Annotated in this window: 30 protein-coding genes; 9 read left to right on the forward strand and 21 right to left on the reverse strand. The window is 50.2% G+C overall.

Annotated elements, in window-relative coordinates:
- Positions 1–29: 29 nt before the first annotated feature.
- From P771_RS17945 to P771_RS0115300, 21 genes are all read right to left on the reverse strand, one after another.
- Complete coding sequence (locus P771_RS17945; protein WP_084301994.1) at positions 30–488, reverse strand: LexA family protein; 459 nt, start codon at positions 486–488, stop codon at positions 30–32.
- Between the two features lie 54 nt (positions 489–542).
- A complete protein-coding gene (locus P771_RS19020) occupies positions 543–701 on the reverse strand; it encodes a hypothetical protein (protein ID WP_162832166.1) in 159 nt (52 codons plus the stop codon).
- 50 nt (positions 702–751) lie between these two features.
- Positions 752–1,378, reverse strand: a complete 627-nt coding sequence (locus P771_RS0115205) for a LexA family transcriptional regulator (protein ID WP_028575800.1) — start codon at positions 1,376–1,378, stop codon at positions 752–754.
- A gap of 171 nt (positions 1,379–1,549) precedes the next feature.
- Positions 1,550–1,843, reverse strand: a complete 294-nt coding sequence (locus P771_RS0115210) for a hypothetical protein (RefSeq protein WP_028575801.1) — start codon at positions 1,841–1,843, stop codon at positions 1,550–1,552.
- A 414-nt stretch (positions 1,844–2,257) separates the two neighbouring features.
- The gene (locus tag P771_RS0115220) at positions 2,258–3,007 is read right to left on the reverse strand and encodes an energy-coupling factor ABC transporter ATP-binding protein (RefSeq protein WP_028575802.1); all 750 of its coding nucleotides are present in this window, start codon (positions 3,005–3,007) and stop codon (positions 2,258–2,260) included.
- Positions 3,008–3,769: a cobalt ECF transporter T component CbiQ gene (cbiQ, locus tag P771_RS17950; protein WP_051617462.1), complete on the reverse strand. Its 762-nt coding sequence runs from the start codon at positions 3,767–3,769 to the stop codon at positions 3,008–3,010. It lies immediately after the preceding gene.
- A gap of 3 nt (positions 3,770–3,772) precedes the next feature.
- Entirely contained in the window at positions 3,773–4,411 is a 639-nt protein-coding gene (cbiM, locus tag P771_RS0115230) for a cobalt transporter CbiM (protein WP_028575803.1), read from the reverse strand.
- On the reverse strand, positions 4,411–4,863 hold the full coding sequence (locus tag P771_RS0115235; RefSeq protein WP_028575804.1) for a hypothetical protein: 453 nt from the start codon (positions 4,861–4,863) through the stop codon (positions 4,411–4,413). The genes cbiM and P771_RS0115235 overlap by 1 nt, the downstream gene beginning before the upstream one ends.
- A gap of 77 nt (positions 4,864–4,940) precedes the next feature.
- A complete protein-coding gene (locus P771_RS17955) occupies positions 4,941–5,696 on the reverse strand; it encodes a hypothetical protein (protein WP_035244799.1) in 756 nt (251 codons plus the stop codon).
- Between the two features lie 262 nt (positions 5,697–5,958).
- Positions 5,959–6,603: a class I SAM-dependent methyltransferase gene (locus P771_RS0115245; protein WP_028575805.1), complete on the reverse strand. Its 645-nt coding sequence runs from the start codon at positions 6,601–6,603 to the stop codon at positions 5,959–5,961.
- 9 nt (positions 6,604–6,612) lie between these two features.
- On the reverse strand, positions 6,613–7,701 hold the full coding sequence (locus P771_RS0115250; protein WP_028575806.1) for an ABC transporter substrate-binding protein: 1,089 nt from the start codon (positions 7,699–7,701) through the stop codon (positions 6,613–6,615).
- 152 nt (positions 7,702–7,853) lie between these two features.
- Positions 7,854–9,758, reverse strand: coding sequence for a TonB-dependent receptor (locus P771_RS0115255; RefSeq protein WP_035244802.1), 1,905 nt, complete (start codon positions 9,756–9,758; stop codon positions 7,854–7,856).
- Between the two features lie 137 nt (positions 9,759–9,895).
- The gene (locus P771_RS0115260) at positions 9,896–10,291 is read right to left on the reverse strand and encodes an ExbD/TolR family protein (RefSeq protein ID WP_028575808.1); all 396 of its coding nucleotides are present in this window, start codon (positions 10,289–10,291) and stop codon (positions 9,896–9,898) included.
- 2 nt (positions 10,292–10,293) lie between these two features.
- Positions 10,294–10,842, reverse strand: a complete 549-nt coding sequence (locus P771_RS0115265; RefSeq protein ID WP_028575809.1) for a MotA/TolQ/ExbB proton channel family protein — start codon at positions 10,840–10,842, stop codon at positions 10,294–10,296.
- A 45-nt stretch (positions 10,843–10,887) separates the two neighbouring features.
- Positions 10,888–11,499: an FmdE family protein gene (locus tag P771_RS0115270; protein ID WP_028575810.1), complete on the reverse strand. Its 612-nt coding sequence runs from the start codon at positions 11,497–11,499 to the stop codon at positions 10,888–10,890.
- Between the two features lie 25 nt (positions 11,500–11,524).
- A complete protein-coding gene (locus P771_RS0115275) occupies positions 11,525–12,244 on the reverse strand; it encodes a DUF4198 domain-containing protein (RefSeq protein WP_028575811.1) in 720 nt (239 codons plus the stop codon).
- A 182-nt stretch (positions 12,245–12,426) separates the two neighbouring features.
- Entirely contained in the window at positions 12,427–14,481 is a 2,055-nt protein-coding gene (locus tag P771_RS0115280) for a TonB-dependent receptor plug domain-containing protein (RefSeq protein WP_028575812.1), read from the reverse strand.
- A 36-nt stretch (positions 14,482–14,517) separates the two neighbouring features.
- Complete coding sequence (locus P771_RS0115285) at positions 14,518–15,642, reverse strand: iron ABC transporter substrate-binding protein (protein WP_244147344.1); 1,125 nt, start codon at positions 15,640–15,642, stop codon at positions 14,518–14,520.
- Positions 15,643–15,702: 60 nt separating this feature from the next.
- Positions 15,703–16,494 carry an energy transducer TonB gene (locus P771_RS18930; protein WP_028575814.1) on the reverse strand — a complete coding sequence of 264 codons (792 nt, stop codon included), beginning with the start codon at positions 16,492–16,494 and terminating at the stop codon, positions 15,703–15,705.
- Between the two features lie 12 nt (positions 16,495–16,506).
- A complete protein-coding gene (locus P771_RS0115295) occupies positions 16,507–17,634 on the reverse strand; it encodes an FmdE family protein (protein ID WP_028575815.1) in 1,128 nt (375 codons plus the stop codon).
- The gene (locus P771_RS0115300; RefSeq protein ID WP_028575816.1) at positions 17,624–17,974 is read right to left on the reverse strand and encodes a TonB-dependent receptor plug domain-containing protein; all 351 of its coding nucleotides are present in this window, start codon (positions 17,972–17,974) and stop codon (positions 17,624–17,626) included. The genes P771_RS0115295 and P771_RS0115300 overlap by 11 nt, the downstream gene beginning before the upstream one ends.
- Before the next feature lie 429 nt (positions 17,975–18,403).
- Here P771_RS0115300 and P771_RS18980 point away from each other — a divergent pair, with 429 nt between their 5' ends.
- The 9 genes from P771_RS18980 to metE all read left to right on the forward strand — a co-directional run bounded on the left by P771_RS18980 (position 18,404) and on the right by metE (position 26,650).
- Positions 18,404–18,730 (forward strand): hypothetical protein, encoded by a 327-nt coding sequence (locus tag P771_RS18980; protein ID WP_028575817.1) that lies wholly within the window; start codon positions 18,404–18,406, stop codon positions 18,728–18,730.
- A gap of 50 nt (positions 18,731–18,780) precedes the next feature.
- Positions 18,781–19,704, forward strand: coding sequence for a sensor domain-containing diguanylate cyclase (locus tag P771_RS18570; RefSeq protein ID WP_161635996.1), 924 nt, complete (start codon positions 18,781–18,783; stop codon positions 19,702–19,704).
- On the forward strand, positions 19,705–20,466 hold the full coding sequence (locus P771_RS17965) for an HD-GYP domain-containing protein (RefSeq protein ID WP_051617467.1): 762 nt from the start codon (positions 19,705–19,707) through the stop codon (positions 20,464–20,466).
- 1 nt (position 20,467) lies between these two features.
- Positions 20,468–20,854: a TraR/DksA family transcriptional regulator gene (locus P771_RS17970; protein WP_051617470.1), complete on the forward strand. Its 387-nt coding sequence runs from the start codon at positions 20,468–20,470 to the stop codon at positions 20,852–20,854.
- A gap of 51 nt (positions 20,855–20,905) precedes the next feature.
- Entirely contained in the window at positions 20,906–21,889 is a 984-nt protein-coding gene (locus P771_RS0115325) for an AAA family ATPase (protein ID WP_028575818.1), read from the forward strand.
- Entirely contained in the window at positions 21,856–23,199 is a 1,344-nt protein-coding gene (locus tag P771_RS0115330; RefSeq protein WP_150112222.1) for a vWA domain-containing protein, read from the forward strand. The genes P771_RS0115325 and P771_RS0115330 overlap by 34 nt, the downstream gene beginning before the upstream one ends.
- A gap of 151 nt (positions 23,200–23,350) precedes the next feature.
- The gene (locus tag P771_RS0115335) at positions 23,351–23,830 is read left to right on the forward strand and encodes a hypothetical protein (RefSeq protein WP_028575820.1); all 480 of its coding nucleotides are present in this window, start codon (positions 23,351–23,353) and stop codon (positions 23,828–23,830) included.
- A 52-nt stretch (positions 23,831–23,882) separates the two neighbouring features.
- Positions 23,883–24,167 (forward strand): sigma factor, encoded by a 285-nt coding sequence (locus tag P771_RS0115340; protein ID WP_084302018.1) that lies wholly within the window; start codon positions 23,883–23,885, stop codon positions 24,165–24,167.
- A gap of 224 nt (positions 24,168–24,391) precedes the next feature.
- Positions 24,392–26,650 carry a 5-methyltetrahydropteroyltriglutamate--homocysteine S-methyltransferase gene (gene metE / locus P771_RS0115350; RefSeq protein WP_028575822.1) on the forward strand — a complete coding sequence of 753 codons (2,259 nt, stop codon included), beginning with the start codon at positions 24,392–24,394 and terminating at the stop codon, positions 26,648–26,650.
- Positions 26,651–26,762 lie beyond the last annotated feature (112 nt).

Raw genomic sequence — 26,762 nt, forward strand, 5'->3', positions numbered from 1 at the left:
GTCCTGTAAGTAATGTGCCTGGGTCAGTGTCAGAAGAATCTTCTGATGACCGCAGTGACCACGCCCCAGATCCGGACTTCCGCGCAGTTGGTCAATTCAATGGCTTTGAAATCCGGGTTTTCGGCTTTCAGCAGGACTCGTTGGCTGGTGCAGTGAAGCCTTTTTACGGTCATCTCGCCGTTGACTACGGCCACTACGATCTTGTTGTGGCCAGGCTCTGCTGATCTGTCCACCAGGAGGATGTCTCCGCACAGGATGCCGGCCCTGGTCATGGAATCACCGGATACGCGGACAAAAAAAGAGCTGGGTCGGTTTCGGATCAGGTATTCATTGAGATCCAGCTCCCCTTGAACATAATCTTCGGCTGGAGAGGGGAACCCTGCCGGAACCGGGCACATGAGTTCTGGCAGGCAAGTTCTTGGGTGATCTTCTCCAGGGTCTTTGGTTCTGATAATTTTCCTGACCTTAAAATAATCTGTACTATTCATACCTGGCCCTGGGTGGTCCTATCTGGCTGGCAAGGCATGGTCCATCTCCATGTCCTAGCAGAGCTCGTCAATATGTATGTGCCTTCCGCAGGAAGGGCAGCGCATGAGTTTTTTCATCCTGGCCAGGGGCTTGAAAAGGTGATGGATGCCTCTGGAAGTAACGATGTAGGCCACTAGTACTTTGTGTCCGCATGTGCAAAATCTTTCCTGCATGATGTTCTCCTTTTTACTTATGTAAATAGAACAGCTAAAAAAAGGGGGTGTCAGTATTCCCGGCTGCTCCAGATCACCTGGCCGATGATCCTCAAGGTTTCGATTTCATCGCCCTGAAGAGTGACCGGGCTGTACCTGCGATTAGTGCTGAGAAGTATTACCAGGCCGGGGGCGGACTGGATCCTTTTGACCTGAATGGAGTCACCCAGTCCGACTACGAATAAAGCCTGGTTGGACAGTTGTCTGCAGCTCTGATCGATGAGGATGTTGTCGCCCTGTTCCAGTTCGGGAGACATGCTGTCTCCTGTAACCTCCATGACCACCATACTGCCTGGACGGCCTTTCTTATTGATCCATTGGGATGAAAAAGGGATTTCTTCCAAGATATTATCCTGGACTTCCAGGGATCCCGATCCGGCGCAGGCTCTGGCTGAAACTTTGGGCACAAAAAAAGTCTGTTCGCGACCAGCCTGATATACAGGACCCTGGCCAGTGCTGATCCAGACTGGATTCAGTCCGAAGATGGATGCTATCTTCAGGCCCCAGCCTTTGGGTATTCCCCTGGTTTTGGCCAGGGTTATGGCTGCCGGACCTACTCCCAGGACATCAGCCAGCTGTCTTTGCGTGCTTATGTCCGTGACTTTAGCTATCCGTTGAAAAAAAACATCAAAATTCATACCTGTCCTCTGATCAGCATGATTAACAAAAGTAAACTCAATGTCAAGATATATATTGAGCCCAGCAGCAGGAAATAAAAGGCCCGGCTGCTGGATTGAGCCGGGCCTGATGAGCCTGATGGACAGAAGCGGCAGAAAGACGGCCATGTCTGGCCGGTGCTGATGCCTGAGTTAATTGGATGTTCGACAGGCCGTGCTGTTGTCATTCTGATCCACCTTTTCCTGCTTTTCTTTCTTGTTCACCCTCCAGAATGCCAGTCCGATAATGACCATAATCAAAAAAGGAACCAGCATGTTTATGGGGTCGATGAGGCGTGTTGCCCCTTCTACTTCACCATGCATGTCATGAAAGTGCCATTGAATGGTAGTAGCCCCGAGGTTCTGAATTCCTGTGGCGGCAATGGTGCCGACAAAGGCAAAAATGCCCAGAAACACCTTGTTCAGTTTGGTAATCAGGCGACTCATGTTATCCTCCTCATTCGGTTAAGGATTTGAGAATATCCCCGGCACATTTTGGCAGGTAGACCAGAAGGAATGATTATTTGTCCGCCTGAAGGAACTGGCAGTTCAGTCAGCGATACAGGAGATCAGGAAGAAAAGGCGGTGAAAAACAGGACCAGGCTTATGCCGGGCTTACGCACCCAGATTGAAAGGGCCCCTGAATCTGGTGCGGCTGGCAGGGGCCGATAATATGCACATTTTCATAAAACCCCTCCTTGGTGAGTAAAGGTTGATGCGGATGACGCTAAAAAATTACTGATTTTAAGTTACATTAAATATAAGCGTAATTTATGGATTGTGTCAACAGGAAACGGATTTTTGGGTCCTGAATGGTCTGCCTGGACCATTATAATAATAAAAAATTCTATTATCAGAGGGTTAATACTTATGATTTACCTGATGGGGGATGAGGGAATGGGGTTTTTCCTGGCCGTGGGCCAGCATGAGCTGTTCATTGCCCATGATTTCTACAGGGTCTCCGTCAGCCATGATCATGCCCCTGTCCATGATGATCACCCTGGTGCAGACCTCCAGGATGAGTTCCAGGTCATGGGAAGCGATGATTGAAGTCTGGACCGACTCCTTGAGGATGGAGATGAGACGCCGTCTGGAGCGGATATCCAATGAAGCGCTGGGTTCATCGTAGATGATCAGTCTGGGGTGCATGGCCAGCACCCCGGCAATGGAGACCATCCGTTTCTCCCCTTCAGACAAATGATGAACCGGTCTTTGAGCCAGTTCAAGGCCTCCCACTGCTGCCAGGGCTCTGGTGGTTCTTTCTTTAATCTCTTCAGGTTCCAGACCCATATTTTCCGGACCAAAGGCAACATCATCCCAGACCGAGGGGCAAAAGAGCTGGTCATCTGATTTTTGAAAGACCATGGCAGCCGAAGGGTTAAACCGGCCGCTTTCAACTGGTTCATTCAGAAGCACAATCCGGCCTGTTTCCGGCTTGAGCAGACCGCAGATCATCAGGAAAAGGGTGGTCTTGCCGGCGCCGTTGGGACCGATAATACCGAGTCTTTCACCTGGATGGACTTCCAGTTCAATGTTTTCCAGGGCCGGGATCTTTTCCTGATAGGAAAAACTTAAACCCGAGATGGTCAATGCTTTGAAGGTACCTGTCATTTAATTTCCCAGTAATAATTGAAAAATAACCAGACCCGAGGCCAGCAGGATAACACCTGCCAAAGATATCAGGTCAATTCTTCCGGCCTGGAAATCATGATTGGAAACTTTTCTATTGCCGTAGCCTCTGGTGCGCATGGACCGGTAAATCCAGTCTGAGCGTTCAAAACTTCGAACCAGAAGTCCGCCGCTCAGCCAGGCAATGGTCCTTAAGGTCTGCAGAGAAAATCTGTTTCCGTCAAATCCTCTGACCTGCATGGATGCCTTCATTCTTTTGAAATCATCGCCAATGACCTGAAGGTACCTGAATACCAGAAAAATCATGTCAGCCAGTATCCAGGGTAGTTTCATGGCTCTCATGGCTTTGATGTAGTCCAGAACAGGGGTGGTGTTAAAAACAATCAGGGCCGTGGAGATGATGCACAGAAATCTTGTCCCGATAATAATGGCTGAAACCAGTCCTTCCTGCTTAAGAGTTATCACTCCCAGATCCATGAGGATGGTTTCTCCACTGATGAATGGCAAAGAGAGTACAAGGCCTATAATGATCAAAGACGGGAATTTTAGCTTTTTCAGAACAAAGGAGGCGGACAACCCGGAAATAGTCCACAAAAGGATGGTGGCAATTCCCATGACACCCAGAAGCATCAGATTGCTTAAATATGAGTAGGAAAAGGCCAGGATCATCAGGCTGACCAGCTTAATCCTGGGGTCCAGGTGGTGCAGTACTCCGGCCCGAGAAGTAAATGCCCTTTCTGACAAAGGCTAGATCCCCTGCAGAAGCTTTGGGCTGACTCTTAAAAGGAATACAGCTGTCATTGCCGTGATCAACCCTTCAATTATGATCATGGGAATGTGAGCCGCCATCAGGATCATGATGGCTGACTGCTCCACAGAACGGCTCAGGTCAGCTGGAATGGTGAAAAGCAGGATCACAGCGAACAGAACCACTGAAAGCCCTGTGGCGGATGCTCCGGCTGCGAACCCGTACAGTCCTGTTTTTTGAAGCCCTGTTGGGCCCAGGTTTCTGAGCCGGAAAATAAAGTGGGCCGCCAGGGTGGGAAAACCTATTATTACAGTGTTGATCCCGAGGGTTGTCAGTCCGCCGTGGCCGAACATGACTGCCTGGAAAAAAAGACCGATAAGGATGGCAGGAATGGCAAAGAAGCCCAGCAGTGCGCCCAGAAGACCGCTGAGCATCAGGTGGACGCTTATTGGGGGGACAGGGAAGTGAATAAGGGAGGCCACAAAGAAAACAGCAGTGAGTAGAGATGCCCTGGGTATGGCCTCTCTGGGATCGTCCTTCTGTTTGATTTTATGCAGGCAGAACCAGACTGCGCCAGCAGTCAGGGCGTACCCGCCAAGGGTCACCGGGACAGGCAGAATGCCGTCAGGAATGTGCATCAGGTTTTCCTTTTGGAGAAATAAAGGGCAGTCCCGACAAAGCCCCAGGCAATGCTAAGGATCATCAAAGCCAGTTGGAGGTTTGAGAATGGCCTGGCTGGTACTCCTGGAGATTCTACAAGTCCGGAAGGCTTGACTGGAATGTGAACCATGGCCCCGTGTCCGGCCTGACGGACTTGAACACTCCAGGTTCCGGGAATGGATTCATCAGGAATGAAACTGAATTTACCCTGCTCATTCATACTTCCCCTTAACCATGGCTGGGCCGGGTTATCCGGGGCAAAGACCGTCACCTGGCCCAGGGCCATGGGCTGACCAGTGTCGTAGACCGCTTTTACTTCTATCCCGGATACATTGGAGTATCCGGCCACGACTCCGTGGGCGCATGCACCTGAATGCCAGACCAGGATGGACAGCAAAGCAGTAATCAGGGCGGAAAAGTATTTATTCATGGTTTTTCATGCTGGTGGGTCAGGAGTCATCCGACTGGTTGAGGTTTGGTTCATCAGCCAGCCGGATGAATAAAGAATTAATGCCACATGACTGAGCAATGGCCTTCACCAGCGTGGCCGATATGCATTCCCTTAAGGGTTATCTCATGGACTTTGGACCCGTGGGCAAATGGTTCGAATCCAACCGCTTCCAGGTTCATGGGGTCATCGGCATCCTTGTCAGCCCGGCCAAAAATGTGGTCAAAGTGAAAGGTCATTTCCAGATCAGCCATGCCGCCTGCCTGTAGAAAACCCTTGCGCTCGTCCCCGACGAATTCGCCACAGGTGTAGGTTGATTCTTCTGCAGTCCTGATCTGGAAGTCCACTTTTGTGCCGTCTTTTTCAGCCACACCTGTCAAAAGCATGGTGTATCCGGCCAGAAGCCCTTGTTTATCCCGGGCCATTTTCCAGGAAATAGCGTTGTAATGCCCGGTTGGTGCATTCTTGACCTCACCCACAAATACCGGTGGGTCATCTTCAGCTCCAGCTGCCAGATCAATTACGTATATCCCTTCCAGCATAACCTTTTCTTTGGCTTTAACAGGCTGGCCTGAACGGGCATCATAGGGCGAGTCAGCCTGATAAGCAGTGATGTTGCTAAGGGAAACAAAGGCGTGGCTGAAAGTCAGTTTCCAGCCGTCCTTGGTCAGCTTGGGGGCCAGGAAACCCTCGGTGATCAGTTCCTCACCATTGGCAAAGAACTGCAGGGTCCTGGCCTGAGCTTTGGAGGCAGGTATATGGGTCAGTAAGGCCAGCAAAAATAAGATGGTCCAGGGAACAATGATCTTTTTCATAAAGAGCCTCCGGATGACATACAGGGTTAATTTCATACCTTTTTAAATGCTACCCTACTCTGTATTACAGCATCAGATTTTGTGTCAACAAAAAAGCAGAAGATAGTAAAAAATAGCTTTTCGGTGTTACTGATCGAGAAAAAATCAGAGGGTGGCCATTATTATTAAGGTACGGTCTCACTGATATGTAGAATTCAGTCCGGCTGACAAGACTGATTCTCCTTTATGATCATGGATATTTGGTGCTGACTGGCATGATCGGTCAGTTTTTCCTGGCCAGGACAAAAAAGAGATCTTCCAGGTCTTCCATGTATTCCAGTTCAAAAAAGTGCTCGGTCAGCATCCCTTTCAATTCCCTGCTGCCTGGCATGAGGTCGTGGGCAACAGCAGTACCTGCCTTTCGGTGGGTATCATTAATTTTTTGCAGTCCTATTAGATGAAGAATCACCAGAAGTCCGCCCGGCTTGAGGCTCCTGGTCAGGATTTTAAGGGCGGTTTTTTTGCAGTCAAAATGGGGAAAGACCTGGTGGCAGAAAGCAATGTCGATTTGTCCCGGTTCAAGGTCAATGGATTCAAGCCCTGCCCGGGAAAGGAGCACATTGTCCAGGTCCTGGAGATTTCTTTTGGCATTTTTTATCATTTTAGCACTGATGTCCACGGCCAGGATCCGACCCCGGCTGCCCACCCTTGAGGCCAGGATTCTGGTCAGCCGACCAGTGCCGCAGCCTGGCTCCAGAATAGTCATTCCCTCTAAGTCAGGAAGACTGGCCAGAACCTTTTCTATCTTCTGCATCTCCACTTGAGTATAGTGGTCATTGGCCCAGGGAGCGTTGGCCTGGGCATCAAAGAAATCAGCCTTGGATCTGTTGGTTGGGTCTGAACCACTGGGGCTACAAAGCAAAATCATTTCATCCTCCTATTGTAGAAAAGCAGGCATCCGACCCAGCTCTCCATAGTCTTTTTCCATTTCCCGGTGCACTGGCTTGCCCACCAGAAATTCGTATATTTCATCGGCCTGTTCCTTGATATCAACACCTTGAAAAGTATGAGGATAAATGATTTTTCCGATGGCATAGCCATTAATCAGGGCTGTATCAATATTGGTCAGGTACCAGTTATATGGATGCAGAACATAAGTTCTTTTATTTTTGACCGAACTAAGCATCTTATATATTTCTGGTTTTTTGTGAAAGGCCTGTGCTGTATGCCGCAGTCCGCCTCCGTCAATGAAGATGATTTCAGGGTCGATCTTGAGCAGGTTTTCCAGATTGGTATAGATATGGCTGCGTTCCAGAGCCTGGATCTTTCCAGCCAGATTTCTGGCCTGAAGCCATTCAAACGGCGGATAATCCTGGTCAGTGCTTTCCAGGCCCTGAGAACCCCGGTAGCCGATTCCGCCGATATAGACCCCTGGAGTTTCCCGAATTTGAGAATTGGCTGCTCTTTGTCTTAAATCATCAATGGATGCTTTGATGTAGTCAGTCACTTCCCTGGCCCTTTGCTGCTTGTTAAGTATCTTTCCGGCCAGCAAAAGGGAATCAAATACAGTCTCATCAAAAGTGGCAAATGGACCATACCCAAGAACAATGACCGGAATGCCCAGAACCGCCTGAACCTCATCTGCCAGAGCAGGTTCCATGTAGGTGATGAAAATTACATCCGGATCAAGGCTGATAATCTGCTCCATATTCGGTTTCTGATTGATGCTGGCTGGCCCCCCTGGTCCGGCAATGGGCAGGTAATGAAGATCGGGGTGTGCCAGCCAGTAGGGTCGGCCCCTGGGGTTTATTTTTTCCATGTTTTCCACTGCGATAACCCTGTCCTGGGCCTGGAGATAGACAATGAGCCGCAGGGTGCCTGGAGCAAGACATACTATTCGTTTTGGATCATGGGGAACGGTGATGGTCCGTCCTGTCACATCCTGAACAGTTATTTCCCGGGCTGAGGCCTGAAAAGGCAAAGTCAGGCAGTACATTATGGTAGAAATGATCAGCAGTTTTTTCATAATCTCTGTCTTGTTTCTTATAAGTGGATTTAACTGGTCCGACCGGTCCGGCTTGGCCGGGTACTGTTCTGCCCAACCGCAGATAATAGAGCATAAGCGGCATTCAGGCCGAAGCCCGGCTGCCGCTTATGCTCTGGACAGCCTGCAGGTTCCTAGAATCTTACACTTATGCCTGCCATGCCGTTGATTCCGGGCATGGGGTAGTCTGGTTTGTATTCATAATTGACATCAGTCAGGTTTTCACCGGCCACAAAAAGCTCAACGTCCATTTTGCCGGAGCCGACCTGAAACATATAACTGAGCTTACCGTTGAGCAGGTAAAAACTGCTGACCTTTCTGTCTCTGGTGTTTCCGGTATTCCTGGTTTCAGGGCTGGCATGCATTTCCGAGATGTATTGACCATCCAGACTTAGCTGGAAGTTCTTCAAGAATCTCCAGTTAAGACCTGCACTGAAAGTTCTTTTGGGTGCATAAGGCAGATCGCTGGGATCAGTATCAAGCAGGGTCAACCCTGCAAACAATGAAAGATTGTTTAGAGGATTGTAGCTGACAGTTGCTTCAACTCCCTGGGTCCTGTAGTCTCCAATATTGGCGTAGGTCGGTGGCGGAGGAGGTGGAAGGATGACCAGGTAACGGTTCTTGCCTTTATCCCGGAAAAAAGTAAGGTCGGCCCGGACTCTTTCCCATGTATGGCTGATGCCCAGTTCATAGTGATCCATGGTTTCAGCCTTAAGGTCTTTCCAATTGTCAGGATCAGGCCAGGCCCTGGTGATATGGGCTACCTCCACTCCGGGAAAAAGCACTCCCCGGGAATAACCAAAATGGATCTGGGTATTCTGATAACCAAGGATTAACCCGGCGTGAGGAGCGGTTTCCGAAGAAAAACGGTTATGGTCGTAGTATCTGAGCCCGGCCGAAGGAATAGCATAAAACCCTGACTCATCGCCAATGAGCTGGTTTATGGCCAGGTAGGGCGAAGTGATCCTGTGGGTAGGACTGTCCCATTTATTGTCCGTCCTGGTATCTTTGGCTGAAAAGACGTCGTAATCAAGTCCCATAAGGATTTCACCGCCAGGCCACAGGTTGAGTTCCTCCCTGGCCTTTATGCCATGGAATTTAAACTTCCAGATGGCATCAGGACTTCCGTCCGGCCTGTCCAGCTGTTGTCCCTCTCCGTTATTGGCATAAAACTGCAAGCTTCCCCTGGCCTGATCATAATCATGCTCCAGCTTGACCGAACCCAGCCAGGACTCAGTTCCGTATTTACCATCCCGCTCAATGGGGTCAGCCCCTTTGGCTCCAGGATCCCAGGCATGATTATCAGTGCGCAGGCCCAGTCCCGAGATATACCAGTTTTCTCCAAGCTCTGTGCCTATCCGGGCAAAATAATTGGTCAGCTGCCCATCGGCTTTGGTCCTGTGGCCGCCGGACTTTTTAAAACTCTGGCCGATATAGTAATCAGTTCTGTTGATTTTTCCGGCATGCTCGGCGCGCTGGATAATGGTATCATAGCTTCCCCCGGCCAGGTGCAGGTTGGTCTTAAATCCTTCCTCGGTCTTTCTTTTAGGAACAATATTGATGGCCCCGAAGGCGTTGCCAAAGTACTGAGGCTGGGGGCTCTTGTAGACTTCAATGGCCTGGGCCGTATCAATGGACAAAAGGTCCAGCAGGGGATGGTTCCAGAAGCCCTGATACATGGGCACACCATCTATATAGGTCTTGATCTCAGCCCCGGGACGGCTGGAGCCCATGCCCCGGATAAACACAGCCCCACCTTCAGCCCCTCCATGTGAGCCGATCTGGTTATGACGGGAGATGTTTACCCCTGGAGTGCGTCTGAGAGCCGTGCCCAGATCCTGGGCATTGAGGTTTCTGATCTGTTCTTCAGTGACCACAGTTGTGGTAGAGCCGTAGGAATCCACTACAATGCCGTCAATGATGGGTGTGGATATAACGACAATATCCTCCATTTCCTGGGCATGGGCTGGAAAGGCCGCCCAGATAAGACAAATCATCCAGAAAAGAATTGCTCCTGTTAAACCCGGTTTTTCTGACATTTTTCCTCCTTTTGCAGACTAATAGTAATATGAAAAAAAATAGCTGGCTGATTATTTAGTCATAAATTTAATTTGGTAGCACCAAAGGAGCAGGTCTCTCCCGGTATGACAGCCCGTAAGGATAACTGAAAACCAGGCTAATGTTTCTCAGTTATTACGCTGATCCTGGAAAATCCGGATGACCGGCCTGCATCCATTACGTTCACAAGTATTCCTACGCTGGCCTGTTTGTCGGCCCGGATGATCAAGGGCTGGTCTTTTGAGACAAACAGGGCGTCAAGGATTTCCGGAAGATCATCCATCATGATCAGGGACTGCTCGATGTACAGTTCACCACCAGCATCCACCAGGATTTCCACTTCACTTTTTTCCTGAAGAGTGGAGCTTTCAGCCTTGGGCAGGCTGATTTCTATGCCGTGGTCAGCCACAGCCTGATAGGTCAGCATGAAAAAAAGAAGCAGCAGAAAGACCATATCCACCAGAGGGGCAATGTTGATATGGGTGTGCCTGTGCCTGATGCGTTCAAACTCCATATTCAACCTTCCTGCTCACAGGCCTTAGTGCTCAGGGCCAGGGTGATTTCCTTCATGCCCAGGGTTATTTCTCCCATGCGGCTGTCCAGATAGTGAAAGGCCACATGAGCTGCTATGGCCACCAGCAGGCCCGAGGCAGTAGTGATGAGAGCCTCCCAGATACCTGTGGCCAGGATGGCCGGTTCAACTCTGGTTCCGACTTCAGCCATGGACTGAAAGGCCTTGATCATGCCCAGCACTGTTCCGGTCAGCCCCAGAAGAGGGCTGATAACTGAGATGAGAGACAGGGTCCCCAGACCCCGCTCCAGCCTGCGGATCAACCTGGTGCCGATTATTCCAATTTCCTTTTCTCCCAGGTGTCTTTCCAGACCACTTATCAGCGGTTCCAGCACAGGCGGCCTTTGCTGCTGGACTTCCTTCAAAGACATGTTCAATTGACCCATGATGCTTCTGTACTGCATGGTCTTGTGCAGGATAACGGCCAGGGCTGTAATGGAGCAGGCCAGGATGGGCCACATGAGAATTCCGCCTTTGAAAAAGAGATCAGCCATGGATAGTGGGCCTCCTGTCATGTTAAGGTGTTGTTGATAAAGCAGTTAAATTTTCTGCTCTACTCGATCAAAGCAGGGTATGCAGTATACTTGGCCGTCAAAGCGTCTGGTCCTGGATTCCATGGTGTGTTCTCTGCAGGATGAGCACTCCAGACTGTCCAGGATCTTGGCCGGACGCGGAACAGATTCTTCTGGTTCTTTTGTGGTGAAAAGTTCACTTAATTGAGCTTCAAATATACGTTCCCTTGCTTTTTGCTTAAGCTTTGCCGCCCTGGACTTTTCTTCATCCGTAGCCTGGCCGGAAAATATTTTTTTGGTCAGGGTCCTCATTTCTTCGCCTTCTTCACCCATGGCCCGACGCTGGAAAACAGCCCGCAGGGATTTGCCATCGGCTCTGCGATAAAAAGAAAAAGCCATTTTGCCCAAATCTTTATGAATCAGGTTGCCCTTGCCAAGGGTGCATCCGGTTAGAACCTGAATAGCGTCCACCCCGCACATGTCTGTTTCCACCACTGCAGTGATGGGACTCTGGTCGTTGTGCCCCAGCTTGTTCAGACAAAGTTCTGCCGCTCTTAAGCCTATCCATAATCCTGGGCATTCATGGCCGTGGAACTCGATGGCTTTATTGATCTGGTCAGGGGTTAAAGTGCAATGCATATTGAGTATCCCTGATAATTGAAGGTTATGGCAGATCAAACATAATAAAGCTCATGAACTGTCGGTAATCAATGTCTGGGTGGGCATCAGCAGAAACAGTATGCAGGGCGATTATTGTGTAAGGTCCTTTTCCGCTGATGGGAATTTGAGCGATTCCATGCTTATTGGTTCTGATATTGACATCACCAGGTCTGAGCCTGACCATGGAGTCTGAAAGTGCAGTGTTCTGAAAAAGAATTTTGACCGTCAAAAGATCATTATCTTTTTGATGATGGAATTCTTCCAGTGGGAGGATTTCAAGGGGCAGTCCCGTGGCTCTGGTCCAGGTTTTATAAGGCGGAAAATAAGTCTTGGAGAACTGGGTTGAGGTGAAGCTTGATTCCACATGGATTCCTTTGGCCAAGGCTCCCTCTCTGGACATGAACTTTTTGCCTTCTGGAGTGTTTACCCTGTCTCCCCACTTACAGGTGACTATCACAACCTCAGGCTTTTCTTCTGTTTTGAGTATAACCCCTTGTGGACCATCAATCCTTTGAAAAGTCATCTTGCGGGCATTACTGTCAAGCATCCTGATGTCAGTTGCAAAGGCTGGATTATAGTTGTGAACATCGTCAGGTAAAAAGCCACGCCTGACTGCGTATCCATCATCAACGGTTTCAACCCATAAGTGATGAGCATGGACAAAGCCTGTAAAAGTCATAAAAAATAGTGTGGAAACAAATATTATTCTAATTATATTCAACATCTTATTTAACCTTTTGTCGTTGCAGCAGATCGTAGCTATTATAAGTAAGGCATGGGGGATTAAAGAAGAGCCGCTTAAGTTCCCCGCCTCTGACGTCAGACAGAAATGCAACTAATCTTTTATGTCATATTTTTCATTATTGCTTAAGGCCCAGCCTGCAAAGCCAATGACTGGGCCTATTATTAGAATTCAAATTTTACTCCTCCAAGAGCAACTATTCCTGGAGCAACTGTGTCAGAACTGGTTGCTGAACGAAACATCTTGTATTTATTATTGAATATGTTCTCCACGTTCAGAAAAAGTGTGACATGGTCAAAGAATTTTCTCGAAACAGAAGCATCTACTGTCCAATAACTGCCAGGACTAATGGAATTCTGGTCATCATAGTATATTCTGTCGTAAACATTAGCCATCAAGGTCAGGTTGACTATGGACGGGTTGGAGTAACGAACACCAAAATGTAAGGCATGCTGTGGATCATGGGGCAGATAGTTTCCTTCAAGCTCCCTGTTTTCACTATCTTTACCAACCTTGGAGATATTGTATGTGTAGTTGGCAAAAAAGGTGGTGAAGTCAACTGGTTCCCATTGAAGCTCAGCATGGAAGCCATAGATATCGACTTCGCTGATGTTATCAAGCACGTATTCGTTTCTGGTTCTTGTTCCACCTGCAAAGGGATAGCTGCCTGTCAGACGGCTGCCAATATAGTCTTTTGCCCAGGACTGATAAAATGTGAATTTGCCCCAAAGATTATCAGTCAGGAATCTTTCAGCTCCAAGATCATAAGACCATATATATTCCGGCTTCAGGTCAGGATTGGCTTCTCTGTACATGGTGCCTCCGCCTCGAATATGAACTTTGTACAGTTCAAACAGGCTGGGAGCGCGAAATCCTTTACCTCCGGATGCCCTCAGGGTTGTCCGGTCATCAGGGTGATAGGCAATACCCATTTTCGGTGAAAAGTTTTTGTCCCGGCTTTTTCCATATCTGTTGTCGTATGGTGGTCTCCCGGCACTTCCTTGCGTATCCCAGTTTTTCCCACCGGATGTTTCAATCCAATCGTAGCGACCTCCGATGTTTACTATAAGGTCATCATCAAGAAAACGAAGGTCCATGTTGACAAAAGGAGAGATTGTCTTCTGTCTGGCTTCGGCGCCGGCATCCCGGGCGCTCCCCGGGTAATCCTCATCATACTTCCAGACTGCCTCTTTGAATGCCATACCCAAGGTTATTGGAGCCCATTCAATTTTTGAGAATGTAGTCTGTAAATCCGCTCCCCAAGTATAGGTTCCTTTCATTTTTTCATTACGAAATGGGCTGCTGAAGTTGTCATTTGCAGTATCTTGAAAAGCGGTCTTGTCTACCCGGTTTAAGTATGCGATGGCCCTTAATCCAACGTATCCCCCCTGATGGCTGAAATTAAGCCAGTATTGATCCATGGTCATTTCGTTGTAGAAGTACTTTCTGCCCTGACCGGCTGTATAATCATAATACAAGGCAGCAAGGGATATTTCAGATTCAGGACCAATGTCATAAGTGGTCTTACCAAGCAGCCTGCCTAAATCCCGATGACGTTTTATTTCATAGTCTTCTCGATCACTAACCATGTAAAATCCGTCGCTTTCCTCATAGCTTCCGGCAAGCATCAGGCCAAAATTATTAAATTTCTGACTGTGAAAAGCCGAACCACCATAAGTATTGGCAGATCCGCCCTGCCCTTGAATGGATGTCTGCCTCTGGTCACCGGGCTTTTTCGTGATGATATGAATGACACCGCCAAGTCCTTCAGAGCCATAGAGAGCTGAAGTAGGGCCTCTGACAATCTCAATCCTTTCGATGGTATCTTTTGGGATATGACCCCATCCAATCCAGGCTATGCCGTTGTTAAAGTTGTCGTTTTGAGGTACACCATCTACAAGCACCAGTACCCTGTTTTTACCTACTCCGCGCATTATGAGCGGACTGACAATACCGTTGGTCTGCATGCCGTAATGCCTGAAATTGAATATACCGGGAACGCTTCTAAGGATATCCTCAACCCTTTCAAAAGGTGAGGCTTCAATTTCTTCTCTGGTTATGACGGAAACATCCTGGGCAGCATCAAATACAGAGATTTCGGTTCTGGTTGTAGACACTACAATGGAGTCAATCCGATGAACATCTTCCTCAGCATGCACATGGGCAGTCCACATTATGAAAAGCACCAAAACAACTATTTTACTTTTAAAAAGTTTCACAAGTTCTCCTTTTGATTTAATTATTTCAATTATTGTCTAATGAAGGTTGATATTGCTGAATCCCATACTGTCAAACTGAGTATTGATTTCTTCAAAAGCAGGCCCACCATTGAGAAAGCTTGAAATATCCTCTGCTTTTTTCATGGGGTCGATGTCGGCGAATTGTTCAGGATAAAGAATTTTACCGATGAAGTAAGCATTTGCAAAAATGGATTCAAAATTTTGTGTGTAGGAGTTGTATGGGAATACCCCATAAATTAGTCCATTATGAGCAGCACTCAGGCTCTGGTAAGCCATATCGGTGCGCAGTTGATCCAGAGCGTTGGCTCCCTGGTCCAGGCGCATGGTGGATATATCTATAAAGATTATCTCAGGGTCCCAGAAGAGGATTTTTTCCTTTGCTACATTGGCGTGGGAAACTCTTTTTTCAGGGGTAGAAAGTACTCCGGCAACATTGTTTGCTCCGAGAAATTCAAAAGGGGCATAGGAGGGCTCTGTTGACTGGAATCCGTGAGGGCCTCGCTGACCTAAGCCTCCAATATAACAGGAGATGCGCTGATCTTCTGGAATGGCTGCAGCTCTTTGTTCCAGATCTTTTTGCAAATCATTAAAGTAGGCAATGACTTCCTCAGCTCTATCCTCAACCCCCAGGGCTTTTCCCATGATGCGCAGGCTTTCATTGAGTTCTTCCCGGCTATGGGTCAAATTGCCGTAACCAAGGCCGATGATCGGAATATTAATTTTATCCTGCAAAGTATCAATGCCACCAGAACGGGCCGCATAAGTCTTGAACATGACTTGGGGTTGTGGATCAAGACCGGCAATAAGCTCTGGACTGTCATGCCCCCGGAACTCTCCGAAAATGGGATAATTCTTAAACTGAGGATTTGCGATGGCATAAGGCCTGACATCAATGGGTGATCCTTTGACCTCAATGCTGTCAACAGCAACTACCCGATCATGGGCCTGAAGATAGGTAAGAAGCCTCAAACATCCAGAGTTGGAACAGATCACCCTGTCCACCTGAGCTGGTATAGTCAGCTCTCTTCCCATACTGTCAGTTATTGACATAGAATCTTGAGCATGGCCTGGAAGGGCAGTCCACACAAGGCAAACCATCCAGATGACTGCTGCTCCTGTTACGGTCGATTTTTTTGACACTTTTTCCTCCTTTATTATGTCTTTTGGTTATTGCTAAATTTAACCGTCAGCAGCAGACAATCACCTCAGTTCAAACCGTATGTTCAGCCTGGCCCGGCTCTCTACTGGCTGTCCGTTACGGCTGGCCGGATAATAGGTTGACTGCTGAACCGCCTTTAATGCCGCTTCATCAAGTCCGTAACCTGCTTTTTCAATGATTTCAGCTTCCACAAGATTGCCCAGCTCATCTATGTGCAGCTTAAGCCCCACCACTCCTTCCCGTCCCATGCGCCTAGCCCGCATGGGATATTCCGGGATGACCCGCTGCTTGAACCTGGGGCCTTCAGGCTCACCAAAGGCTGTTTGCACCGGCCCTGCGGGTAATGGGTCCTTTTGCACAGGGCCGGGCTGTTCAGGAGGGGTGATTCTGCCCAGGGATGGAGATATGGGAGTCGGCTCAGGATCGGGAGCAGCCACTTGGGGCAGCTCAGTCTGATCAGGTCCTGGCTCTGGTTCAGTTTTAACTTCAGGCTTGGGTTCTGGCAGGGGTACTGGCCTGGGTTTTGGTTCTGGTTCAGGCCTTGACTCAGGTTCTGGTGCCGGGACTGGTTCTGGCTCAGGTATGGGTTCTGGATCAAGGATTTTCTCCGGTTCAGGCAGTGGCTCTGAAAAGGGTGCTGGCCCATGATTATCTGCTGGGGCATCAATGGGGTTAACCAGGACAAAGCTGATCTGGTCTGGTTCTAGCCTGTCCCTGGAGGGCTCTTTGAACGGAAGAGCAAACAGAAGTCCGTGCAGGGACAGGGCAAGCACAATGCTGGGCCAGATACGCATGGTGTTTTTTTCAAAATCGGAATCAGATGCTGGATTCAAAGTTTTGAGTTTTTACTGCTGGATCAATTGCAAAGGGTTTTTCCCTGGTCGCATCCAGTCCCTGGGATGACTGCCCTGAGGCAGTTCGATCCACTGGACCAGGTTAACAAATCGCTCGGGCTCATCCAGGTGGTCCAGATACCAGAGAACAGCAGCCAGCCTGTCCAGAAGAGGGGAATCAAAGCTTTCCACTGCCTGATTGTGTCCCCAAAGAAATTCCAGGGCAGCTCCCCTCCACAGACCGTGAGGATTGGTGGTGAAAACAATGGTTGAAATACGCTTTTCAGTTTCACTCATCTGTTCTTCATCCTGCCTGTCCGGATAAATTGTTGCGTAGGCCTTTTTGCCTGGAGTGGCGGCCAGAAGATTGATCAGTGCATCCTCCTTGCACCAGGGCTGGGTGGTAAGCACGAAAATTTCCTGGCTGGGGTCCAGGTGGTGATGCAGGCGCATGTATTCGGCAAACAGAACTCCGGATGTCAGGCCGGGACAGTAATGGTCATGCAGAGACAGGGCTTTGGCCATTCTTCCGGGAAGTCCTTTGTGCAGGGCATTGGCCAGGGTGGTTATCCGGAAGAGGTTGCCGGACATGGCCTGCATGTCAGGCAGTTCTCCCTGCCTGGCTTTTTCAAACAGCTCCTCAGCCATGAGCCCAACGAGTTGATCATTGGTGAACAGGGACTTCTCTGGTTTCATGAACTGGCCTGTTTCATCCATAAACAGCTGTTTTGGATTCAGTTCAAAGTATGCAGTTTGTCCAGTGGAGCGGTGAAAAAAGGCAAACCACAAAGGAGCGTCAAAACGGGTGGTCACAGGCAAAAGAGTTGCCCGGCCCATGGTGCTTCCGGTGGATTTGCTCAGACCGTCCAGGCAGCCCAGGGTGTCAAAGCCGCTGATGATTGAAGAGCCTGCGCTGGTCAGAACTATTAACTGGGAATCAGATTCGGACTCCAGCATGGACAATGCTTTTTCTCCGGCTGCTCTGCCCAGAGTCTGCCATATCTCGTATTCGCTGGTTTTATTAATACTCTGATTTTTGGTGGCAGCGCCTGAGAGGGCCGGAGTCCAAGCCAAACAGATGAGCAAAAAGGAGCAGATGCTCAACCAAATGATCTTTGGAGCTTCTTTTTTACCAAGCATAGCTTATCTCCCCAATGATTGTCCGGTCAGGTTCATTTTCACCCAGACCGCGTATGGTCACCCTGGGAGAAAGTTCATAGATTCCCAGAGTCCGGTCTGAACTGACTCCAGATATCCAGTTCAGGATCTCATCCACCCTTTCATAGGGAAGTTCAGCAAGCTGCTGACTGTCAATGACCTGGATGGGTCCGGGAATTCTTTCCCTGGGCTCGGGAAACCTGGTGGCAGTGACCACCATTTCCTGCATGGCCACATTTTGATGTACAGCAGCCGGCAGGACTGAGTGCAGGCTCAGCGCGGCCATGACAGCGATGCCTTGAATCTTTTTTTTCAGGTTCACAACGCCTCCTGTTTGTTATGATCAGAAAATTAGTAACACTAGTTAGGATTATTTTTAATTTTTGTAAACTATAAAAAGAGATTTTTTTGAAAAAATAGCGAAATAAGATTGAAAAGGCAGGTAACCTGGGAAAAAATCATAAGATGAAAAGTAAGATTGAAATATGGTTAAGGGACAGGCTTGAAGTTGTGGGGCAGGCTGTTATTAGGATTAGTAAGGCAATTTTGAATATGAGAATTGTTTTCATAAAAAGCTTGACAAGGGTCAGTCGTTTTAGATAGTTGATAGGCGTTCTCAACTTTGTATCCAGCCATACACCCATCGCTCTGATTTTACATGTTTTTTGACTGGCTGAGTTGTGAAAATGCTTACTTGGCCTGGATGGTAATGAATATTAAAATCACTAATTGAATGAGGCAGTAGATTTTTATGTCCTTATCCGAATTTCCAGACAGTTCAGGCCGAGAGCAGGCTGAACTCTTGATCAGGTTAAGCAAAAAAGTCACCGACCTGAACCACAGGCTTGACACCCAGCAGGAACTGCTGGCCAGGCTTCTGGACCTTAAGGACTCCTTTGCTGATGCATTTTGCGATCACGGCAGGCTGGGAGTTGTTTGCGCCCGGGAGGAACGGTTGTCCAGGGCGGTTCAGGAGGCTATCTGCGTTCTGGAGCAGACCAGGAAATCTTTTCGTTCCAAGCAGCTGGAGGTCCTCAGGGTGAAGCTGGTCAAGTCTCTGGCCGGGTTTGAAGAATGATTGAGCAGGGAAAGTCATGGGCTGCATTGAAAGGGAAAAAGCCAGCAATCTTGTCAAACAATAAGTACGGTCTGAGCATCATTGCCCGGGTCAGGCTGCTTTTGGTCTGTCTGATCATTATTCCCAGCCTGGTCGGACTGATAATCCTGGAAACCGGTCCAGGGGATCTGCAGCCTTATCTGGCCGTGGTCCTGGTGGCCGGGATAATTCTGCTTTCTCCCCTGTCTTCTGTGATTAGTCGTTACCTGGTGCTCAAGGACTTGCAGGATATTGAAAGATTCTGCCTGCAGCTCAAATCCGGGGACTATAGCGCCAGGCTCAGTCTTCCGTCCCAGAAGGAGGGGGAGCATGAAATAATGGTGCTCAAGCGCAACCTGAACTGGATGGCCCATGTCATCTCCAAAAGAGAGAGGAAACTGCACCAGGAGCTCCAGGAAATCAATCAGGACCGGAGCAGGTACAGAGACATGTCCATGCTTGATCCCCTTACAGGTCTTTTCAACCGTCGGGGGCTGGAGGCCAGGCTCGAGCAGGTGGGCAGGCAGGCCCTGCCCCGGGGGCAGACTCTGACCCTGATGTTCCTTGATGCAGACAAGTTCAAGAGCGTTAATGATGAGTTCGGCCATCAGGCCGGGGATGAGCTGCTAAAGGTTCTTGCTGAGATCATGCGCAACAATGTCCGGGAAGAGACTGATGTTCCCTTTCGGTTTGGAGGAGATGAGTTCGGAATCCTTTTTTGGGGGATAGGCTCTGGCAAGGCCGCTGAGATCGGCCAGAGGATATTGACGGCTTATAATGAATCCAGGGTGGGGCAGACCACTTTGAGCATAGGAATCGCAGGGTTGTCAGGAGCTGGTCAGAGGCTTGAGCCGGACCTGCATGGAATGCTCAGGGCAGCGGATCAGGCTGCGTACATGGCCAAGCAGATGGGCGGAAACCGGGTCTTCATCCATGACAGTCAGGTGGAGCAGTAAATGTTCATGTTTCAGGATACATTTTCATCAACCACCGGCGAAAACCATGACTCCAGGCATGAGCTGCTCGGCACCATCCACCAGATTGCCGAGTCCCTGGGAAATGCAATTGATGCCAGGGATAAGTTTACCATGTGTCATTCAAAGCATGTGGCTGACTTGAGTCGATGCCTTGCCCTGAAAGCAGGCTTTTCCCGGTCTGAAGTAGAATTCATCCATATTGCCGGTCATGTTCATGATATCGGCAAGATCGGTATCCCTGACACTGTTCTGCGCAAAACAGGTCCGCTGACCTCCCGGGAATGGAAACTGATGTGTACTCACCCGGTGATGGGAGCCAAAATAGTGGCCCCTGTTAAGGCAATGAACGGCTCTACCGGAATATGCGAGATGATTTTACATCACCACGAGCGCTGGGATGGAAATGGATATCCTCTAAAACTCAAAGCTGACCGGATACCGGCAGGGGCACGCATCCTGGCTCTGGCTGACAGCCTTTCCGCCATGCTTGAGGACAGACCCTACCGGGCCAGGCTGACTCTGTCTCAGGCCCTGGCTGAGATCCAGCGAGGGGCTGGTACTCAGTTTGATCCGGAACTGAGCGTGGTCATGCTGAACATGCTTGAAGATGCAGGTCCCGGATTTGAAATGTGCAGCCTGGATTCTCTGATTACCAAGATAATATGCAGTCGAATAGTAGGCCATAAAAACAAATGTTCTGGCTGCATCCAGGCCTGCACCGCAGGAATACAGGGAGGATGATATGACTAAAGAACATCTTCAGGGCTTTCGTCTGCTGCTTGAAACCCTTTTGCTGGAGACTACTGCCAGCGTGGAGCGGGTTGGACATGAGTTGAGCCGGAATATCAATGGCTGCGCTGATGAGAATGATCAGGGTTCTCTGGAGGCTGAAAGGAACATCCTTCTGGCCCAGGCTGACCGGGAAGCAAGGCTGATCAGGGAAATTCACGGGGCTCTCAGAAGGCTGGACAGTGGAGAGTATGGTTTTTGCGAAGCATGCGGGGAAGACATAGCTCTTCGTCGGCTGGAAGTCCGCCCCACAGCCAGGCATTGCGCTCAGTGCCAGGAAATGCTGGAGGGCAGGATTGGGCAGGGACCATTTTATGATTATGAACATGATTTTTTTTAATGCCTGGGTCATCCATGAACTCAGGCATCAGACACAAGAAACGGGAGAAAAATGAAACCTTCTAAAATTGTTCAAGCTTTGAAAAGGCTTATTGCTGTAAAACAGCCTGTGTTCATCTGGGGGCCGCCTGGAATAGGCAAGAGCCAGGTGGTGGCCAGGACTGCCAGGGACGAAGGTCTGGAACTGATTGATATCCGGGCGGTTCTTCTGGACCCGGTGGACCTGCGAGGTCTCCCCAGAATCGATGGAAACCGGGCAGCCTGGTGCCCGCCGGATTTTCTGCCGGACCAGGGCCGGGGAGTCCTGTTTCTGGATGAGTTAAACGCTGCCCCGCCCCTGGTCCAGGCTGCCTGCTACCAGCTGATTCTGGACCGGCGCCTGGGCGAATACGTTCTGCCCAGGGACTGGAGCATTGTGGCTGCAGGCAACCGGGACACGGACCGGGCCGTAACCCATCGGATACCCTCTGCTCTGGCCAATCGCTTTGCCCATCTGGATTTCGAGGTGGACACCCTGGAATGGCTGGAATGGGCCCAGGAAAATGATATCGCCCCTGAAGTGACTTCTTTTCTGCGCTTCAGGCCAAATCTGCTCCATTCCTTTGATCCGGCCAGAGAAGACCGGGCCTTTCCCACGCCGCGTTCCTGGTCTTTTGTCTCGGCAGTAACGAAGGGAGACGGTTTTTTTCAGGAGCCGGACCTGGAATTGATATCCGGGATGGTTGGGCAGGGAGCAGCCACTGAATTCTGCGGTTTCCTGAAGATATTCAGGAACCTGCCTGATCCTGATGAACTGCTTGAAACTCCTGAGACAGCCGAGGTGCCGGAAGACCCTGCCACCCTGTATGCAGTGTGCGAACTTCTGTCAGTCAGGACCGACCTGGACAACCTGCCCCAGGTGATGGCCTATGCCAGGCGTTTGCCACCGGAATTCAGCGTATTGCTGGTGCGGGACGCTGCCAGGGTCAACAGAGAGATAGTGCATACCCCGGAATTCAGCCGGTGGGCCACGGCCAACGCGGACGTTCTGCTGTAGCCATGGCCAGAGAAGCTGAAGCTCGCACCAGGATAGTTCAGGCCAGGACCAGTCTGGTCCTGGACCATCCATTTTTCGGACACCTGGCCCTGGGCATGAAACTGGTGGAAGACGCCTGCTGTGATACTGCCTGGTCTGATGGAATCACTCTGGGTTACAATCCTGTTTACGTGAATATGCTGCCTAAGGAAAAATTGAAGGGGCTTTTGGCTCACGTGGTCACCCATCCGGCCTGCGGGCATCACCTGCGAAGAAACCACCGGGAAGCCAGACTCTGGAACATGGCCTGCGATTATGCCATAAACTGGATTTTGGTGGAAGCGGGGTTGGATCTGCCCCCGGGCTTTCTGGACGATCCTGGACTCAGGGGGATGACAGCGGAAAAGATTTATACCGGCCTGCTGGAGGAGCGTTCCCAGGCTCTTCAAACCTCAGAAAAGCTTTATCAGAAAAAGGCCCCGCCTCAAGGAGAAAAGACTGACCCGGGAGATTTACAGGCCAGAGGAGGCAGACCTGATGACCGGGCCACGAATGATCAGGATATGTCTGCGGGAGAGAATGAAAAGGTCAAGGCAAGGCAGGGGAATGACAAAGACCGGGACAATGATCCGGGAAGGGCCGGCGAAGTCAGAGACCTGGAGCCGGGGCAGCAAGGGGGGTCAGATGGTATTGGCCAGGATCAGTCTTCTGAAGAGCGGTGGAGGATAAATCTGGCCCGGGCTGTAAATGCAGCCCGGTCAGCAGGAGAAATGCCCGGAAGCCTGGCCCGGATGATCGAGACAGTGCTCAGCCCTGTTTTGAATTGGAGAGAGATCCTGAGCCGGTTTATCCGGGATGCAGCCAGGTTTGACTATTCCTGGGTTCCTCCCAATCGAAGGTTCCTGCATCAGGATATTTACCTGCCTTCCATGCGCAGCCAGGATCCCAGGGAGGTGGTGGTGGCTGTGGATACGTCCGGCAGCATATCCGGTCCGGAACTGTCCCGGTTCAGTGCTGAACTGTCAGCAATCCTGGATGCCTGCGCATCAGGGGTGCGGGTCATATACTGCGATTCCAGGGTGACCAGTTCAGTACTGATCCATAGAGAGGATCTTCCTTTGAAGCTTGAGGCCGGAGGTGGAGGGGGTACAGATTTCAGACCTGTCTTTGACTGGATGGAAAAGCGTGGGGTCAGGCCCATGTGTCTGATTTACCTGACCGACCTGGCCTGCAACCGGTTTCCTGCCCGGCCCGCCTTCCCGGTGCTCTGGGCCTGTACTGGAGGCCTGGACAGCAAACCACCGTTTGGCCGTGTGGTTTCAGTGAATTAAGCCAGTTGCCGCCCGACATGGTCTGAATTTTTATTGATCCTCATACTGATCACTACTGAATATAATTAACTGAGACTGCCTCGCTTTGCTGGCAAAAACAGAGCAAAAACGCTTACTTTAGGTAACCATTCTTTTGACCTGAGGAGGAAGTATGATCCTTGAATGGAAGATAACCAAAAAAGCCGGACATCTGCGTCCCAAGCTGCATTACCTGGTCCGGCTGGAGGATTTTGAAAGGGATCTGGCCGTACCCATGGTCAGGATAACCAGCACAATACCCAAGCCCCCTGAACACTGGCAGGGTCATGTCTGGCCAGGAACTAATGAACTGGGGTCAGGATATGTGCCGGAATACTATGATATTTTTACCCCCTCCCATAAGACCCGGGAGCTTCAGGAAGTCCTGATCCTGCCCATGCAAACGGACAGACAATACCCTGAGGTGGAGGAATCTTTCCTGAATCTTCGCCGGGCCTATGAAGAGGTCCTGGTGGCTGCCTATGAAAACAGCTCTTATGAACAGTCCGGCCGCCTGGACATGTCCCTGGAGACCAAGAAGATTATTGCCCCCCGCACAGCAGCAGCCAGGTTTTTGGAAGCCCTGTCCGTCACCAAAAAGAGCGCGGCCTGAACTCCCTGATCAAGCCTTGAATCATCACCATAAAGAAAGCTTCTTCAATAATATGTCCATTAAATCAGCTCAGACCCGGTTCAGTGATTTTTATTGTGAACACCATTCCTGGCTGGTGAACTGGCTACGCCGACGTCTGGGCAGCATCCACGATGCCAATGACCTGGCTCAGGACACCTTTGTCCGTTTGCTGGGAAAACCCCTGAACAGTGAAAAGAGAGTGGAAGTTTATTTTCCAGGTCAGTGTCCCGAAAAAGATTGCCAAGACGGGATAAAGGAGTTAGCTATCCCATCTTTGTCAGTTTTTTGGCCCTGTATGAGCAGGGCTGCTGGCTGAAACAAGCACAATACTGCTGCAGCTAAGGAGGTGTTAAAGGAAAACTATTTGATGACTGATGTGATTTAAGTCCATGTTGCCGCTGTCAAAAATGGGGAAGTCCTGTGAGAATCAGGCACAGTCGCGCTACGGTATTGAGACGCCGGTCTGCTGGCAGGCTCTGAGTCCGAAGACCATGATAGTGGCCAAACAAATTTTGTCGCGCAAGCAAAAGGAGTTTTACCGTGACCATTAGAACATCTGTAACTGGTTTTCCCAGAATCGGGGAAAACAGAGAGCTGAAAAAAGCCCTTGAAGGATACTGGACCGGCAGTATTCAAGACCAGGACCTGGAACAAACCGGAGCCCAGGTCAGGGCAGGAGATCTGACTTTTCAGAAGGAAAGCCGGATCGATCTGATCAGTGTCAATGACTTCAGTTTTTATGATAATATGCTTGACAGCGCCCTGATGCTGGGCGCAATCCCCCCCAGATTCAGTGATTTTTCTCATGAACGGGACAGATACTTTGCCATGGCCAGGGGCAGCACGGCTGTCCGGGCCCTTGAAATGACCAAGTGGTTCAACACCAACTACCATTATCTGGTTCCGGAACTGAGCCGGAGCACCCTGTTTTCTCCCCATCCTGAAACAGTTCTGGCCCGGTACAGAGAGGCTTCTTCCCTGGGCATCCGGTTCCCCAAGATCAATCTGATGGGTCCTTTGAGCTTTCTGAGGCTGTCCAGAGATATGGACAACAGGGATCCTCTTGATCACCTGGACCGGCTGATTCCGGTTTATGTCCGGATTCTTGAAGAGATATCCCAGCTGGATGATGTGGTCCATGTTCAGCTGGATGAGCCGATCCTGGTCCGGGACCCGGACAAGCCTCTTCTCCAGGTCCTGCCCGGGGTGTATGACACCCTGGCTCAGGCCGGTGACAACATCAGGATCATTGTGGCAACTTATTTTGAACATGCTCTGGAAGCATTGCCGATCCTGGCAGAGACCGGGATCTGGGGCATGGGTCTGGATCTCGTCCATGGCCCAGAAAACCTTGAAGCAGTATCGCTGTTAAGGGGCAAGAAACTTCTGGCCGGAGTGGTCGATGGGAAAAACATCTGGTCGGCCGATATTGACCAGGCCCTTGGAATTCTGGGTAAAATATCCAGACATCTGCCCAAGGAGGACATCATTGTATCTTCCAGCTGTTCCCTGGTTCATGTCCCGTATACCGTTGATAATGAGCTTCCCGGACCAGTGACTGACCGGTTCAGCTTTGCCAGGGAAAAGGTCAGGGAGATAGCCCTGATATCCAGCATGTTCCACAATCAGCCCTTGACCCTGGAGCAGGAACATCTGCTGGTGAAAAGCAGGCGCTGCCTGATCACCAGGGTGGATCCGGAAGATTCAGACCCGGGATGTTCAGGCTCGAGGCCATTTTCTGAAAGAACATCCCGTGAGCACTGCTTTGCCCAGAGGATTGCTGTCCAGAAAAAAGAACTGGATCTGCCCCTGCTGCCCACCACCACCATTGGAAGTTTTCCCCAGACCAGTGAAATCAGAGCCCTGAGGCGGGATTTCAAAAAAGGACAGATCTCCCTTAGCCGGTATGAGGCCGGTATAATGGAGTACATTGACCAGTGCGTGGCCTTTCAGGAGGAAGCTGGCCTGGACGTTCTGGTCCACGGTGAACCTGAACGCAACGATATGGTGGAGTACTTCGGGGAAATGCTGGAAGGATTTTACATCACGGCCAACGGCTGGGTCCAGAGTTACGGCAGCAGATGCGTCAAGCCTCCGGTCATTCACGGTCGTGTTTCCAGGCCGGGACCCATGACTGTCAAGTGGATAACCCATGCCCAGTCCAGGACATCCAGGCCGGTAAAAGGGATGCTCACCGGGCCGGTCACCATCCTTAACTGGTCCTTTGTACGCAATGACCGGCCAGCCCGGGAGGTGGCCAGACAGATAGCCCTGGCCCTGCAGGAGGAGATCCGGGATCTTCAGACAGCCGGGATCAGGATCATTCAGGTTGACGAGGCCGCCTTTAAAGAAGGCTATCCTCTGCGCAAGGCAGATATACCGGAATATGAAGAATGGGCAGTGGAAAATTTCAAGCTGGCGGTCAGTGCAGCCGACATAAAGACCCAGATCCACACTCACATGTGCTACAGCGAGTTCGGTGATATCATAAAGACCATCCAGGCCATGGACGCCGATGTCATTACCGTGGAGATGTCCCGGAGCAACAATGATCTACTCCAGGTCTTTAAAGAGACCGGGTATGACAAGGAGATCGGACCAGGGGTCTATGACATCCATTCCCCCCGGGTTCCTTCCATGGAGGAGCTGTCCGGACAGATCAGGGCCATACTTGAGGTCCTGCCGGCGGAACAGGTCTGGATAAATCCTGATTGCGGTCTTAAGACCAGAAGATGGGAAGAGGTCAGACCAGCCCTGGTCAACATGGTGGCTGCAGCCAGAATGCTCAGGTCCGGCTGATTATCTGCGGCCCTGTCCTGGAGCGAGGCATGCCCTCCTGGCCCTGGCTTCCAGGACAGGGCCGCAGACATTGGCCAAGCTTTGGGGCGTCCTGACTGTCCCGGCTGGAGCT

The sequence above is a fragment of the Desulfonatronovibrio hydrogenovorans DSM 9292 genome (assembly GCF_000686525.1).
In the GTDB taxonomy this organism is placed as follows: domain Bacteria; phylum Desulfobacterota; class Desulfovibrionia; order Desulfovibrionales; family Desulfonatronovibrionaceae; genus Desulfonatronovibrio; species Desulfonatronovibrio hydrogenovorans.

Bases quoted from the DNA above. Each gene is read 5' to 3' on its own strand.
- P771_RS17945 (WP_084301994.1), bottom strand. From the start codon at position 488: ATGAATAGTACAGATTATTTTAAGGTCAGGAAAATTATCAGAACCAAA.
- P771_RS19020 (WP_162832166.1), bottom strand. From the start codon at position 701: ATGCAGGAAAGATTTTGCACATGCGGACACAAAGTACTAGTGGCCTAC.
- P771_RS0115205 (WP_028575800.1), bottom strand. From the start codon at position 1,378: ATGAATTTTGATGTTTTTTTTCAACGGATAGCTAAAGTCACGGACATA.
- P771_RS0115210 (WP_028575801.1), bottom strand. From the start codon at position 1,843: ATGAGTCGCCTGATTACCAAACTGAACAAGGTGTTTCTGGGCATTTTT.
- P771_RS0115220 (WP_028575802.1), bottom strand. From the start codon at position 3,007: ATGACAGGTACCTTCAAAGCATTGACCATCTCGGGTTTAAGTTTTTCC.
- cbiM (WP_028575803.1), bottom strand. From the start codon at position 4,411: ATGCACATTCCTGACGGCATTCTGCCTGTCCCGGTGACCCTTGGCGGG.
- P771_RS0115235 (WP_028575804.1), bottom strand. From the start codon at position 4,863: ATGAATAAATACTTTTCCGCCCTGATTACTGCTTTGCTGTCCATCCTG.
- P771_RS17955 (WP_035244799.1), bottom strand. From the start codon at position 5,696: ATGAAAAAGATCATTGTTCCCTGGACCATCTTATTTTTGCTGGCCTTA.
- P771_RS0115245 (WP_028575805.1), bottom strand. From the start codon at position 6,603: ATGATTTTGCTTTGTAGCCCCAGTGGTTCAGACCCAACCAACAGATCC.
- P771_RS0115250 (WP_028575806.1), bottom strand. From the start codon at position 7,701: ATGAAAAAACTGCTGATCATTTCTACCATAATGTACTGCCTGACTTTG.
- P771_RS0115255 (WP_035244802.1), bottom strand. From the start codon at position 9,758: ATGTCAGAAAAACCGGGTTTAACAGGAGCAATTCTTTTCTGGATGATT.
- P771_RS0115260 (WP_028575808.1), bottom strand. From the start codon at position 10,291: ATGGAGTTTGAACGCATCAGGCACAGGCACACCCATATCAACATTGCC.
- P771_RS0115265 (WP_028575809.1), bottom strand. From the start codon at position 10,842: ATGGCTGATCTCTTTTTCAAAGGCGGAATTCTCATGTGGCCCATCCTG.
- P771_RS0115270 (WP_028575810.1), bottom strand. From the start codon at position 11,499: ATGCATTGCACTTTAACCCCTGACCAGATCAATAAAGCCATCGAGTTC.
- P771_RS0115275 (WP_028575811.1), bottom strand. From the start codon at position 12,244: ATGTTGAATATAATTAGAATAATATTTGTTTCCACACTATTTTTTATG.
- P771_RS0115295 (WP_028575815.1), bottom strand. From the start codon at position 17,634: ATGCTTGGTAAAAAAGAAGCTCCAAAGATCATTTGGTTGAGCATCTGC.
- P771_RS18980 (WP_028575817.1), top strand. From the start codon at position 18,404: ATGTCCTTATCCGAATTTCCAGACAGTTCAGGCCGAGAGCAGGCTGAA.
- P771_RS17965 (WP_051617467.1), top strand. From the start codon at position 19,705: ATGTTCATGTTTCAGGATACATTTTCATCAACCACCGGCGAAAACCAT.
- P771_RS17970 (WP_051617470.1), top strand. From the start codon at position 20,468: ATGACTAAAGAACATCTTCAGGGCTTTCGTCTGCTGCTTGAAACCCTT.
- P771_RS0115325 (WP_028575818.1), top strand. From the start codon at position 20,906: ATGAAACCTTCTAAAATTGTTCAAGCTTTGAAAAGGCTTATTGCTGTA.
- P771_RS0115335 (WP_028575820.1), top strand. From the start codon at position 23,351: ATGATCCTTGAATGGAAGATAACCAAAAAAGCCGGACATCTGCGTCCC.
- P771_RS0115340 (WP_084302018.1), top strand. From the start codon at position 23,883: ATGTCCATTAAATCAGCTCAGACCCGGTTCAGTGATTTTTATTGTGAA.